Genomic DNA, 13,401 nt, shown 5'->3' with positions numbered 1-13,401 from the left:
GCTTCCTCAGTATTGGCGCAGGCCGGCAAAGGCCTGCGCTATTTTATCTTGCTGTTTCAGGCCGGGGGCGGACTCCAGGCCTGAGTTGAGATCCAGTCCCAGGAAGCCGGCGGCGGCGGCCTCCTGGACATTGTCGGGGGAGAGACCACCGGCCAGCATGGCGCTGGGGCGGTCATCGCCCACCAGGGACCAGTCGAAGGTGGTGCCGGTGCCACCAAACTGACCCGCCTTGGCGCTGTCGAACAGCAGCCGGTCGGCGTTGCTGACCCGGTTGCTGCCGTCGGGCTTGACCGCCTTCCAGATCTGGGTGTGTCGCAGTTGGGGGCGCAGGGCGTCGATGTAGGCCTCATCTTCGCCGCCGTGCAGCTGCACCGCGTGCAGCGCCAGGTCGTTGGCCAGTTTGGCCACGGTATCGATGGACTCGTTGACGAACACGCCGACGAAGCGCAGATCGGCGGCCTGGCGCAGGCTGGCGGCCTGCTCCGGGGTGACGCAGCGGGGAGATTTTGCGGCGAAGATCAGGCCGCCATAGAGGGCACCGGCCTCGGCCACCGCCTTCACGTCGGTTTCGCGGGTGAGGCCACACACCTTGTTCTCGCCGAAAATCAGCTGGCGGCAGGCCTGGTCGATGTTGGCCTGGGCGGTCAGCTGGCTGCCCACCAGGAAACCGTCTGCCAGCGGGGCCAGTCGGCGGACGTCCTGATGGGTGGCGATGCCGGACTCACTGATCACCACCCGGTCGTCGGGGATCTTGGGGGCCAGGCGCTCGGTGGTGGCCAGATCGACGGACAGATCGCGCAGATCCCGGTTGTTGATGCCGATGATGCGGGCGCCCAGGGCGATGGCGCGCTCAACCTCTTCGTCGTTGCTGACTTCGGTGAGGATATCCAGCCCCAGGGCATTGGCCTCTTCCGCCAGTGCCAAGTACTGCTCATCATCCAGTACCGACAGCATCAACAGGGCGGCGTCGGCGCCCATGTGGCGGGCCAGGCGCAGCTGGCGGGGATCCACCACAAAATCTTTGCACAGCACCGGAGCGCTGACCGCGGCCCGCACCGCTTTCAGGTACTCAAAATCGCCCTGGAAAAACTGTTCGTCGGTGAGCACCGAGATGCCGGCGGCGTATTTGTCGTAGAGGGTGGCGATGGCCACAGGGTCGAAATCGGGGCGGATCAGCCCTTTGGAGGGGCTGGCCTTTTTGCACTCCAGGATGAAACCGGCGTTGCCGCCTTTGAGGGCGTCATACAGGGAGCGGTCGCTGGGGGCGGCGCGGGTGTGCAGCAGTTCGCCATAGCGCTGCTCAAGCTGGTCGATGTGTCCGGCCTTGGTGTCGACAATCTTGTCCAAGATGGTACTCACTTACACCGCCTCCTGTTGGCTGAGCTGGGCGAAGTCGCGGATCAGCTGCAGGGGCTTGGCGGCGTCCATGGTGGCCAGGGCCAGTTCGGTGCCGGCCTTCATGCTGTCTGCCTGACCCGCGAGGTAGAGGGCGGCACCGGCGTTGACCGCCACCGCCGCCCGTTGGGCGTCGGTGCCATTGCCGCCAAGCAGCTGCTCGGAGATGGCGCGGTTCTCTTCCGGCTCACCGCCACGGATGGCGGCCAGGTCGTACTGCTTGACCCCCAGATCGGCGGGGGAGAAGTGGCGCTCTATCAGTTCACCGTCGACAAGCTCCAGCGCCTGGCTGTCGCCGTGAATGGCCAGTTCATCCAGGCCACTGCCGTGGACCACCATGGCCCGTTCCACGCCCAGAGAGCGAATCACCTCGGCGATGGGGCGAATCAGCTCCGGGGCGTAGACCCCGAGCAGCATCTGGTTGGGGCGGGCAGGGTTGATCAGCGGCCCCAGAATATTGAACAGGGTGCGGGTCTTCATCACCTGACGAACCGGCGCGGCGTGGCGCATGCCGGCGTGGTAGTGAGGGGCAAACAGGAAGGTGACCCCCAGCTGGTCCAGGCACCGGGCGGAGTGGTCCGGGCACATGGTCAGGTTGACGCCGAACTGGTTGAGCAGGTCGGAGGCGCCGGAGCGGGAGGAGACGCTGCGGCTGCCGTGCTTGGCCACCCGGGCACCGGCGGCGGCGGCGACAAAGGTGGCGGTGGTGGAGATGTTGATGGTGTTGGCGCCATCGCCCCCGGTGCCGACGATGTCGATGAGATCGCCCTGTGGCCGGGGGAAGGGGCGGGCTGCCTGGCGCAGGGCTTCGGCGGCGCCGGTGATCTCGTCGATGCGTTCGCCACGCAGCTTGAGGGCGGTGAGCACACAGGCCAGCTCCACCTCACTCACTTCGCCATGGACCACATAGCTGAACAGGGTCTTGGCCTGCTCCCGGGAGAGGGCGTTGCCGTCAAACAGCTGGGTCATCATCTTTTGTACTGGGGTCAGCATAGGGGCGTGTCCTCGGTCAGCAGGGTCAGGGTGCGGGTCAGCAAACCGCTGCCCTCCAGGGTCAAAATGGATTCGGGGTGGAACTGAAAGCCCACCGCCCTGTGCTGCGGGTGGACGATGGCCATCGCCATCTCGTCCACCTTGGCGGGCACTTTCAGGCAATCAGGCACAGTATGGGCCACCAGGCTGTGGTAGCGCGCCACCGGCAGGGGGTTGGCCATGCCGCTGAACAGGGGACCGCCGTCGTGGGTCATGGGGCTGGCCTTACCGTGCACCACCTCGCCGGCGAAGCCGACCTTGCCGCCATAGTGTTCCACCAGGGCCTGATGACCCAGGCAGATCCCCAGGATCGGCAGCTTGCCGGCCACCAGGTCGATGAGCCGCATCATGCAGCCCGCTTCGGCGGGGGCGCCCGGGCCCGGGCTGAGCACCAGTACCGCGTCCTTATGCTCCTTGAGCAGTTTGTCCGCCAGTTGTTCGGCGTCGATGTCGTTGCGATAGACGGTCACCGGATGGCCCAGGCTGCGGAACTGGTCCACCAGGTTCCAGGTAAAGGAGTCGAAGTTGTCCAGTAGGATGATGGGGTTCACAGCTCACCTCCCATGGCGCGGATCACCGCCATCGCCTTGTTGCGGGTTTCATCGGCTTCCGACTGAGGGTCGGAGTCATACACTACGCCGGCGCCGGCCTGCACATAGGCGGTGCCGCCGTTGACCAGGGCGGAGCGGATGACGATGCAGGTGTCCATGTCACCACGGCCGTTGAGGTAGCCGACGGCGCCGCCGTAGCTGCCTCGCCGCTCCCCTTCCGCTTCTCGCAGCAACTGGGCGGCACGGACCTTAGGGGCGCCGGTGAGTGTGCCCATGTTCATGCAGGCCTGATAGGCGTGCAGGGCGTCCAGATCCTCACGGAGCTGGCCGGTAACCCGGCTGACCAGGTGCATCACGTGGCTGTATCTGTCCACCTTGAGCAGCTCTGGGATGCGACGGCTGCCGGGCTGACTGATGCGGGCGATGTCGTTGCGGGCCAGATCCACCAGCATCATGTGCTCGGCGGTCTCTTTCTTATCCTGGCGCAGGCCCAGTTCGATGCGGGCATCCAGATCGTAATCCAGGCTGCCGTCGGCGCGGCGGCCCCGGCGGCGGGTGCCGGCAATGGGGTAGATCTCCACCTGGTTGGAGTCGGCGCCATACTTGAGGGCGCTCTCCGGGGAGGCACCGAACAGGGTGAAGGTTTCATCCTGCATCACGAACATGTAGGGGCTGGGGTTATCCCGGCGCAGCCGGCGATAAGCCTCGATGGGGTTGGGGCAGGGCAGGGAGAAGCGCCGTCCCGGCACCACCTGGAAGATGTCGCCGGCACGGATATGCTCTTTCAGGTTTTCCACCTTGTTACGGAACTGGGCGTCATCCTGGCTCAGTTGAACGGTGACCGGTTCCGCCACGGACACCGCCTGGCCACCGGTGAAGCCGTCGATGCGCTGGGCCAGCTCTGCCAGGGACTGGCTCAGGTGGTGTTGGCTCATCTCGGCGTGGGCACCGCCAAACAGGGTGCCGATAAGGCGGGCGGAGCGGCGGCGGTGGTCCAGCACCAGGGTCTGCTCCGCCAGATAGAAGAGGTAGTCCGGGCAGTTGTTGGGGCTGTCGCTCACTTCTGGAAGTGGCTCTACCGTGGCCACCAGATCGAAGGCGAAGCAACCGGCCAGCATCAGCGACTGGGCGCAGGCGTCGTCGTGATCCACACAGGCCAGGATGCCGCGTAATACTGACAGCGGGGAGGGCGCCTTGAGACGGCTGTCCTCATCCAGAGCCTGGGGCTGCTTGGGTACGGTCAGTTGCAGGGTGTCGCCGTCGAGTCGCGGCGAGAACTCCGTTAGGCTGGCCTGAAGATGAGGCAGCAGACTCTCGCCATTGGCGCTCAGGGCGCGGCAGTTGATGCTGTGGCCGTTACACTCGATGCGCAGGGCGGCAGCCAGCATCAGCAGGCTCTGGGTGTCCGCCTTGGTGTCCACTTCGGCGGACTCCAGCAGCATGGTGTTGGGCAACGCGTTGGCGAGCACCTGAAACAGGTCCGCCGGCTGGTGCTGATACTTGCAACTGAGGGTCAGGGTGTGGCTCTGACCCGGCTTTAACGATGCGATCACTTCAGGCTCCTTCCCGCGGCTTCCACAAAGGGCTTCAAAGAGGACATTAGGTCATCAAATTGTTGAGGATCCAGGTTTTGATGTCCATCGGAAAGGGCCTGGGCCGGGTTGGTGTGGGTTTCGACGATGATGCCGTCGGCACCCACGGCCGCGGCGGCACGGGCCAGGGGGATAACCAGTTCACGGATGCCGGTGCCGTGGCTGGGGTCCACCAGTACCGGCAGGTGGGTCTTGCGCTTGAGGTAGGCAACGGCGTTCAGATCCAGGGTGTTGCGGGTGGCGGTCTCGTAGGTGCGGATGCCCCGTTCACACAGGATCACATTGGGGTTGCCGGCGTTGACAATGTATTCGGCGGCCAGCAGCAGCTCTTCGATGGTGGCGCTCATGCCACGCTTGAGCAGCACCGGGGTGTCCAGCTTGCCCACCGCTTCCAGCAGGCGGAAGTTCTGCATGTTGCGGGCGCCAATCTGCAGGCAGTCCACGTACTGGGCCATCAGTTCGGCGTCTGCGGCGTCCACCACCTCAGAAACCGTGGGCAGGCCGCTGCGCTCGCTGGTGGCCTTGAGGATCTTCAGCCCCTCCTCGCCCAGGCCCTGGAAGCTGTAGGGGCTGGTGCGCGGCTTGTAGGCGCCGCCGCGGATGGCGGCAACAGGGTGATGGGTCAGGTAATCGGCAATGCCATCCATCTGCTCCTGGCTCTCGACGGCGCAGGGGCCGGCAATCACGGTGAAGCCTTCCCCGCCTACGGCATGGCGGCCAATCTTGACCCGGGTATCGATGGGGTAGAGTTCGCGGCTCACCAGCTTGTAGGAGGAGAGGATGGGTTTGACCTCGTCCACCAGGGGGTGGCTTTCCAGGTGTAAAGATTGCAGTACACGCTCGTCACCCAGGGCGCCGAGAACGGTGCGCTCCACACCTGGCATGTAAAGGGGCTTGAGCCCTTTGGCTTCAATTTGGCTCAGCAACTGCTGGGCATCTTCTTTACTGGCATGTGGCTTGAGGATGATGATCATGGCTAGTTGTTCCGTCAAATAGATATAAAAAAACCCGCCTTGGTTACAAAGCGGGTTTTCGTTGTCTGGTTTCTGTTCTCTGTTACTCAGGCACAGTCCAGCGCACTTCCCGCTTGCTTGGGATGTGCCACCACCACTGAATGTTAAACAGAGTTGCCTGAGTCACGTTAGAGATTCCGTAATTTCAAGTTTACGCGAAAGGTTTACACGGACAGTAACCCGAGGCGGCTTATGGTGTCAACCCTGGATTTATCCGGCGATTGCCCTCGCCGGGGACCGTCAGACAGGCCCGGGGGCAGATTGGCACCCAACTCAATGTAAAAGTGAAGTACAATATAGCTATCGTATTGTCTGCACAGACTGTTTTATGCAATTCCTGCAGTAGTCACCCAAGAGAACACCCAACTGCCCATGAAGTTTGATTTTCACTCCCACACCACCGCATCCGATGGCACCCTGACTCCGTCTGAGTTGGTGGGGCGGGCCCTGAACCAGCAGGTGGATGTGCTGGCCATCACCGACCACGACACCACCGCCGGGCTGGCGGAAGCCCGTGAGGCGGCCCGGGACAGCGCACTGACTCTGGTCAGCGGCGTGGAGATCTCCACCAGGTGGCACAGTTTTGACATCCATATTGTGGGGTTGGGGTTCGATGAGGAGGACGTCGAGCTGCAGCAACTGTTGACCGAACAGCGCAACCGCCGGGACCTGCGTGCCAAGGAGATGGGCAACCGTCTGGCCAAGAAGGGGATCGCCGGTGTCTGGGAGGAGGCGGTGCGTAAGGCCAACGGCGCCACCGTGGGCCGGGGCCACTTCTCCCGGGTATTGCTGGAGCGAGGTTTGGTGACCACTCAGCAGCAGGCTTTCGACAAATACCTTGGCCGGGGCAAGCCCGGCTATGTGCCCAATGACTGGTGCGACATCGCCACGGCGGTGTCCATCATTCAGGGGGCCGGTGGGCTGGCGGTGCTGGCTCACCCCGGGCGCTACCAGCTCTCCAACAAGTGGCTGCGCAAGCTGCTGACCCTGTTCAGTGAGGTGGGCGGGGATGCCATGGAGGTGGTGCTGTGTCAGCAACCCCAGAACGAACGCCGTTTCCTGGCCCAGTTGTGCCAGGAGCATCAATTGCTGGCTTCGGTTGGCAGTGACTTTCATCAGCCGGGCCGCTGGGTCGAGTTGGGCCGGCATCTGCAGTTGCCGGATCTGCCCGGCGTCTGGCAGAAGCTATACCAAGAATAAAAAGTATTTGGAGGAGCAATGAGCCAGTTTTTCTATGTGCACCCTGAGACGCCCCAGACGCGCCTGATCAACCAGGCGGTGGCCATCGTCCGTGGTGGCGGGGTGGTGATCTACCCTACCGACTCCGGATACGCCATTGGCTGCGCCCTGGGGAATAAGAAGGCCCTGGACCAGATCTGCCGTATCCGCCAGATCGACAGTGACCACAACTTTACCCTGATGTGCCGGGACCTGTCCGAGCTGTCTCTCTACGCCAAGGTGGACAACCTGGCGTTCAGGCTGCTGCGCAACAACACCCCCGGTCCTTACACCTTTATCTTTAAGGGCACCAAGGAGGTGCCACGCCGCCTGCTGAATGAGAAGCGTAAGACCATCGGCATCCGCATTCCTGATAACGCCATCGCCTTGGCGCTGCTGGAAGCACTGGGGGAGCCGATGATGTCCAGCACTCTGATTCTGCCTGGCAAGGAGTTTGCCGAGTCGGATCCTGAGGAGGTGCGGGATCGTCTGGAGCATCAGGTGGACCTCATCATCCATGGCGGCTACCTGAGTGAGAGTCCCACCACAGTGGTGGATTGCAGTGACGATGATGTGCAGGTGGTTCGGGAAGGCGCGGGCGACCCCACACCCTTTTTATAGTATGGTTAGCTTTTTACCCTTGAACGCCTATAATAGCGCCGCCTGATATGAGCCAAGCTCCACTGACAGTCCAGCCGCCCCTGCCTCTGGCGGTGGTCCGAGGCAAGCCCCTGGAGGAGCTGCCGGCGGACCTCTATATTCCGCCAGATGCCCTGGAGGTGATCCTGGAGGCGTTTGAGGGGCCTCTGGATCTGCTGCTCTACCTTATTCGGCGCCACAAGCTGGATATTGTGGATCTGCCGGTGTTCGACATTACCCGCCAATATATGGATTACATCGCCCTGATGGACCATCTTCAGATGGAGCTGGCGGGTGAGTATCTGGTGATGGCGGCGACCCTGGCGGAGATTAAGTCGCGGATGCTGCTGCCCAAGCCGGAAACGGAGGAGGGCGACGAGGAGGATCCGCGCATGGTGCTGATCCGCCAACTGCAGGCCTATGAGGTGATCAAGACCGCCGCCGAGCAGATGGATACCCTACCCAGGGTGGAGCGGGATACCTGGGTGGCGCACGCCGGACGGGCCGCCAATCTGGTGCCTCGTGTGGTGCCGCCAGAGGTGAGCCTGGACGAATTGCTGGACGCCTTGCGCGGGGTGTTGTCCAAGGCGGAACTGTTTGAACAGCACCAGGTGGAGCGGGAAGCCCTCTCCACCCGGGAGCGGATGAGTCAGGTGATGGGCCTGCTCAGTGCTGATCGGTTTACGCCCTTTATCAGCCTGTTCGAACCCCAAGAGGGGCGCGCCGGTGTGGTGGTGACCTTCCTGGCCATTCTGGAACTCTCCAAGGAGAGTCTGGTGGAGATTCAGCAGGTGGAACCCATGAGTCAGATCCATGTGAGGGCCAGGGCGTGAGCAGAATTAACGATGCCCAGCTTAAACAGCTGATTGAAGCCGCCCTGTTTGTGGCAGACGCTCCCATGAGTGCCAAGGGGCTGCGCCAGGGGGTGCTGGCGGCGTTTCAGGTGACCCTGGGACGCATCAATGAGGTGCTGGATGAGCTGGAGTCCGATTATGCCGGACGGGGCGTCAACCTGGTGCAGGTGGCCGGTGGCTACCGCTTCCAGAGCAACACCGACCTCAGTGACCACCTCTCTGCCCTGTGGCATGAGAGGGCGCCCAGATACTCCCGGGCACTGTTGGAGACCCTGGCGCTGATTGCCTATCGTCAACCGGTGACCCGGGGACAGATTGAGAAGATACGTGGGGTGGCGGTGAGTTCCAATATCATCCGCACCCTGATGGAGAGAGATTGGGTAAAAGTGGTAGGTCATAAGGAGGTGCCGGGACGGCCCGCCCTCTATGCCACCACGGATGCATTTCTGCATTATTTTTGCCTGGGCAGTCTGAGTGATCTGCCACCATTGAGCGATGAGGGAGCCATCGAGGCCCTGCTCAGCGGCGGCGTGGTCCAGGACCCCGTACATTAAAGAAGAGATTTCATGAGCGAAAAGCTACAGAAGGTGTTAGCTCGTGCTGGCCACGGTTCCCGTCGTGAGATGGAAGCCGTTATCGAGGCTGGGCGAGTCAGTGTGAACGGCAGTGTGGCCAAGCTGGGTGACCGGGTTGAAACCGGTGTTGACCTGCAGGTGCGCATCGACGGTCACCTGGTGTCCATCCAGGCGGAAGACGACGTCATCTGCCGGGTTCTGGCCTACTACAAGCCGGAGGGGGAGCTGTGCACCCGCACCGACCCTCAGGGTCGCCCCACGGTGTTTGACCGCCTGCCTCAGGTGAAGGGCAGCCGCTGGGTGGCGGTGGGCCGACTGGACATCAACACCTCAGGTCTGCTGCTGTTCACCACCGACGGTGAACTGGCCAACCGACTGATGCACCCCTCCCGGGAAGTGGAGCGTGAGTACGCGGTACGGGTGTTTGGCGAGGTGTCTGAGGAGAACCTGCGGGCACTGCGCAGCGGTGTTGAGCTGGATGATGGTCCAGCCAGCTTCAAGCGTCTGATCGCCGCCGGCGGTGAGGGCCTGAACCATTGGTACCATGCGGTGCTGAGTGAAGGGCGTAACCGCGAAGTGCGCCGTTTGTGGGAGAGTCAGGGCCTGCAGGTGTCCCGTCTGATGCGAATCCGCTACGGTGACATCACCCTGCCCAAGGGTCTGCCTCGCGGCGGCTGGACCGAGCTGCCACTGGAGCAGGTGAACTACCTGCGTACCCTGGTGGAGCTGGATCCGGAAAGCCGCTCCCTGATGGATAAGGACAAGCAAGCTGCCCGCCGTAAGGCCAAGATCAAGACCGGCAAGATCCGCCGGGCGGTGAACAAGCACAGCCGCGGCCGCGGTCCCAAGCGTTAAATCCGGCGCTTCCCCAATAAAAAACCAGCCATCGGGCTGGTTTTTTTGTCTCCGGGTCAGACAATCAGTCGACTTTCTCTGAGCAGCTGCTCGTAGTCGACAGCACTCAGCGGGCGGCTGAACAGGAAGCCCTGGCCCTGGTAGCATCCGCATTCCAGCAGCCTCATTACCTGGGTTTCGGTCTCTACCCCTTCGGCGATCAGCTGTAACTGCAGGGAGCGGGCCAGTTCGCCAATGGTGTTGATGATCTTCCTGTCCTTTTCATCGGTCTCGATGGCGTCGATGAAGGTCCGGTCCAGCTTGATCTTGTTGATGGGCAAGTCCTTGAGCAGGGCGAAGGAGGAGTAGCCGGTACCGAAGTCGTCGATGGCGATGTTCACCCCAAGCTCCTGCAGCCCCTTGAGGGTGGCGGCGGCCTCTTGTGGATTGCGGATCAGCGAGTTCTCGGTGATCTCCAGCTCCAGGCGATTGGGGATGATCTCGTGCTGCTGCAGACAGCGGCGCACCAGACCCAGCAGGTCTCCCTTCTCCAACTGGGCGGAGGAGATGTTGATGGCCAGCCTGGCATCCAGCCCCTCTCTGTGCCAGCGGGCCAGTTGGCGGCAGCCACGCTCCAGCACATAGCGGTCCAGCTCCAGAATCAGGCTGCTCTCCTCGGCCACGGGAATAAACTCCACCGGAGGGATGCGTCCCTTGATGGGGTGGTACCAGCGCACCAGCGCCTCAGTGCCGACGATGTCGCCATTGACCAGGGAGTTCTGGGGCTGGAACTCCAGGTGCAGTCCCCCCTGGTTCAGCGCCTTGCGCAGCTCATTCTCCAGGTCCAGCTTGCTGTAGAACAGGTGGGACTCGCTTTCATCGAAGAACTTGTAGGCGCTGCCGCCATTGCCCTTGGCCAGGTACATGGAGATGTCGGCGTTCTTCAGCAGGGTTTCGGCGTCGCCACCGTCACTGGGGTAGAGGCAGATGCCGATGCTCAGGCCGATGTAGAAGTTCTTGTCCTTGAGGGTGAAGGGCTCCTTGAAAGACTCGATGGCGCGCTGGGCAATCTGCTCAATCTGAGTCTTGTCCTCATACTGCTCCAGCAGAATGGCAAACTCATCCCCACCGACCCGGGCGACGAAGTCTCGGCTCCTCAGGGTGCGGCGCAGCCGGCTGGCTGCCAGTTTCAGCAGTTGGTCGCCGGAGTCATGGCCCAGGCTGTCGTTGATGGTTTTGAACTTGTCGAGATCGATAAACATCAACGCCATGCGGCCGTTTTGTTCGCCACTGATGCTCTGGCGCAGCCGCTGCTGGAAGGAGGCGCGGTTGGGCAGCCCGGTAAGCTGGTCGTAGTAGGCCTGATAGGTGATCTTCTTTTCGGCGGCCACCTGAGTGGTCACATCCAGCATGGAGCCGAAGATGGCGGTCTCGCCCTTGTACTCGGTGGTGACGCAGTAGAACTCCAGGTGCTTGGTCTGGCCGGTCTTGGCGAAACAGCGGATGCGGCGATGCAGGTGAGGGCCCAGTCCCGCCTCTTCGGAGATCGCCTTGGGCGCTTCGAGCCAGTCTTTGATCAGCAGGAAGTCCTGGTAGTGGATCAGCTCGGAGAGATCCCTGAGGGCCAGCAGTTCGCCCGGGGTGTAGCCAATCATGTCGGCGGCCCTGGGGTTCACATAGGTGAAGCGTCCATGAGTGATGATGAAGATGCCGGTGAGGGAGCGCTCGGAGAGCTCCCGAAACTGCAGCTCAGACTCCAGCAGTGCCTGGGTCTTCTGGGCGACCTGCTGCTCCAGGCGGTATTTGCTGTTGCCCTGTTGCAGAATCCACAGGCTGATCAGCGAGGAGGTCACCAGGCCACAGACCAGGATAAACAGGAAGGAGATGGGGTGGTTGACCTCCTCCAGGCTTTCCGCCCTCAGTTGGCATTGCAGGCCATTGACCAGAAAGCTGCGGCTCTGGCCAGTTTCCACCGGCTTGCCGGTGTTGTTGTAGACATGCTCGGAGATCAGGTTGCCGCAGTAGAGGCTGTAGTTGATGCTGTCGCCGGCCAACAGGTTGAGACCATCGAGAAGCTTGCTGTCGCCAAAGCGCATCACCGCATTGATGAACCCCCAGAACCGGGTGCCGTCGGATGGCGTGGTGCTCTGCTGGCTTTCGTCATTGACGAAGATGGGCTGGCTCAATACCAGGCCTATGCCGCCGGTGTAGAGAGGGAAGGGGCCCCCCATCACTGCTCGCCGCAGCCGAATGGCTTCCCGTGTCGAGTGTTGCTCGCTGATGTCCTCCCCCAGACCGGGGTGGGGCTGAACGGGATAGACCGCCCAGATGTGGCCGCCCGGGGCCAGATCCAGCCCTTTCACCGAGGGGTTGTTCTGCAGAATCAGGTAGGCCAGCCGGTGAAACCGCTGTTTCAGCACTTCGGGCTCGGCTTGGTGGTTACGCTGGATGGAGGAGGCGGCCAGATAGATGGCCGAGTGGATCTTGGCCACTTCAGAGACCATTCGCTCTTCGGCACTGCTGAGAAAGTCGTACACCTTGGCGCGGCGCTTATCGGCTTCGTAGTTGTCGATGGTCTGGGTGGCGCTCAGGGTCAGGCCGAGGGTAAAGAGAAACACCAAAGCCGCCATCAGCATGCTGTAGCGCCTGATCTTCATGGTTCGCCCTGAAGCCGATTGTTCCGGCGAGGCAGGTCGGTCAACCGACAAGGTCCATTTCATGGGTTTGACTGATCTCTGTATGGGCTTTTGTACAAAACGCGTCTGGGTTTTATCTCAACTTTAGTCAAGAAAGTACAAAATTATCATTGCATTACAATAAATGCACCCGAGAGTTTTTCTGAGGCAGGTTAAGGGGAACGGTTCTGTGATCTTCATAGAAAAGTGCGGTTCACCCAAAGGGGAAACCGCACTTTTTCCTTGAAGAGTTTTACTTTTTCGGCTGGGCGTCCAGGCTCTGACCGTGAACCTCAAGGCTGTCATCGCCCATCAGGTAGAGATAGAGGGGCATGATCTCTTCCGGGGTCTTGAGGGTTTGCGGGTTCTCGGCCGGGTAGGCCAGGGCACGCATCCTGGTGCGGGTGGCGCCAGGGTTGATGCAGTTTACCCGAATGCCGCTGCCGTCCAGCTCGTCGGCCAGCACCTGCATCATCCCCTCGGTGGCAAACTTGGAGATGGCATAGGGCCCCCAGAACGCCCGGCCCTTGCGGCCCACTCCGGAGGAGGTGAAGACCACCGAGGCCTTGTCCTGCTTCTTCAGCAGGGCCAGCAGGGCCTTGGTCATCATGAACTGGGCGGTCACGTTGACCTTCATCACCTCTTCAAACATCTCCAGGGGCACCTGGTCCATGGGGGTGAGGCTGCCCAGTTGACCGGCGTTGTGCAGCACACCATCCAGGCGGCCGAACTGGCCCTCGATGGTGTCGGTCATGTCCCGGTAGTGCTCCTCAGTCGCGCCTTGCATATCCAGAGGGATAATGGCGGGCTGAGGGGCGCCCAGGGCTTCAATTTCGTCGTAAACGGCCTCGAGCTTTTTCACACTGCGGCCGAGCAGAATCACAGTGGCGCCATGGCTGGCAAAGCTTAACGCGGCCTGTCGACCAATGCCGGCCCCGGCGCCGGTAACCAGAATGACCTTGTCCTTGAGAAGATCTTTTTTGGGGCTGTATTCCAACATCCTTTCACGCCTTCCTTATGTTG

Annotated in this window: 12 protein-coding genes; 5 read left to right on the top strand and 7 right to left on the bottom strand. The window is 61.9% G+C overall.

Translation table 11 applies throughout. The annotated features are described in order from the left end of the window. Nucleotides 1-6: 6 nt before the first annotated feature. From trpCF to ACN0RV_RS03495, 5 genes are read right to left on the bottom strand one after another with little or no spacing between them, the layout of a single operon-like run. On the bottom strand, nucleotides 7-1,359 hold the full coding sequence (gene trpCF, locus ACN0RV_RS03515) for a bifunctional indole-3-glycerol-phosphate synthase TrpC/phosphoribosylanthranilate isomerase TrpF (RefSeq protein WP_417345625.1): 1,353 nt from the start codon (nucleotides 1,357-1,359) through the stop codon (nucleotides 7-9). Further along, complete coding sequence (trpD, locus tag ACN0RV_RS03510; RefSeq protein ID WP_417345623.1) at nucleotides 1,360-2,388, bottom strand: anthranilate phosphoribosyltransferase; 1,029 nt, start codon at nucleotides 2,386-2,388, stop codon at nucleotides 1,360-1,362. Continuing rightward, on the bottom strand, nucleotides 2,382-2,978 hold the full coding sequence (locus tag ACN0RV_RS03505; protein ID WP_417345621.1) for an aminodeoxychorismate/anthranilate synthase component II: 597 nt from the start codon (nucleotides 2,976-2,978) through the stop codon (nucleotides 2,382-2,384). The genes trpD and ACN0RV_RS03505 overlap by 7 nt, the downstream gene beginning before the upstream one ends. After that, a complete protein-coding gene (locus tag ACN0RV_RS03500) occupies nucleotides 2,975-4,531 on the bottom strand; it encodes an anthranilate synthase component 1 (protein ID WP_417345619.1) in 1,557 nt (518 codons plus the stop codon). The genes ACN0RV_RS03505 and ACN0RV_RS03500 overlap by 4 nt, the downstream gene beginning before the upstream one ends. After that, nucleotides 4,528-5,544 carry a bifunctional 3-deoxy-7-phosphoheptulonate synthase/chorismate mutase gene (locus tag ACN0RV_RS03495; protein WP_286339898.1) on the bottom strand — a complete coding sequence of 339 codons (1,017 nt, stop codon included), beginning with the start codon at nucleotides 5,542-5,544 and terminating at the stop codon, nucleotides 4,528-4,530. The genes ACN0RV_RS03500 and ACN0RV_RS03495 overlap by 4 nt, the downstream gene beginning before the upstream one ends. A gap of 411 nt (nucleotides 5,545-5,955) precedes the next feature. On the opposite strand from ACN0RV_RS03495, the gene rnm reads away from it, so the two are divergent. From rnm to rluB, 5 genes are read left to right on the top strand one after another with little or no spacing between them, the layout of a single operon-like run. Further along, nucleotides 5,956-6,783, top strand: coding sequence for an RNase RNM (gene rnm, locus ACN0RV_RS03490; protein ID WP_417345617.1), 828 nt, complete (start codon nucleotides 5,956-5,958; stop codon nucleotides 6,781-6,783). 18 nt (nucleotides 6,784-6,801) lie between these two features. Then, on the top strand, nucleotides 6,802-7,422 hold the full coding sequence (locus tag ACN0RV_RS03485; protein WP_286339896.1) for an L-threonylcarbamoyladenylate synthase: 621 nt from the start codon (nucleotides 6,802-6,804) through the stop codon (nucleotides 7,420-7,422). A 47-nt stretch (nucleotides 7,423-7,469) separates the two neighbouring features. Further along, complete coding sequence (locus ACN0RV_RS03480; protein ID WP_417345614.1) at nucleotides 7,470-8,273, top strand: segregation and condensation protein A; 804 nt, start codon at nucleotides 7,470-7,472, stop codon at nucleotides 8,271-8,273. Next, nucleotides 8,270-8,848, top strand: a complete 579-nt coding sequence (scpB, locus tag ACN0RV_RS03475; RefSeq protein WP_417345612.1) for an SMC-Scp complex subunit ScpB — start codon at nucleotides 8,270-8,272, stop codon at nucleotides 8,846-8,848. Before ACN0RV_RS03480 ends, scpB begins: the two co-directional genes overlap by 4 nt. 12 nt (nucleotides 8,849-8,860) lie before the next feature. After that, nucleotides 8,861-9,724 (top strand): 23S rRNA pseudouridine(2605) synthase RluB, encoded by an 864-nt coding sequence (gene rluB, locus ACN0RV_RS03470; RefSeq protein WP_417345611.1) that lies wholly within the window; start codon nucleotides 8,861-8,863, stop codon nucleotides 9,722-9,724. Between the two features lie 56 nt (nucleotides 9,725-9,780). On the opposite strand, the gene ACN0RV_RS03465 is transcribed toward rluB, so the two are convergent. Then, complete coding sequence (locus ACN0RV_RS03465) at nucleotides 9,781-12,360, bottom strand: EAL domain-containing protein (protein ID WP_417345609.1); 2,580 nt, start codon at nucleotides 12,358-12,360, stop codon at nucleotides 9,781-9,783. 271 nt (nucleotides 12,361-12,631) lie between these two features. After that, on the bottom strand, nucleotides 12,632-13,378 hold the full coding sequence (locus ACN0RV_RS03460) for a YciK family oxidoreductase (RefSeq protein WP_417345608.1): 747 nt from the start codon (nucleotides 13,376-13,378) through the stop codon (nucleotides 12,632-12,634). Nucleotides 13,379-13,401: the final 23 nt, after the last annotated feature.

It is taken from the genome of Ferrimonas sp., assembly GCF_048263965.1.
Classification (GTDB): Bacteria; Pseudomonadota; Gammaproteobacteria; order Enterobacterales; family Shewanellaceae; genus Ferrimonas.
Note: the sequence above shows the minus strand (reverse complement) of the source record. Positions and strands in the feature narration are given on the sequence as shown.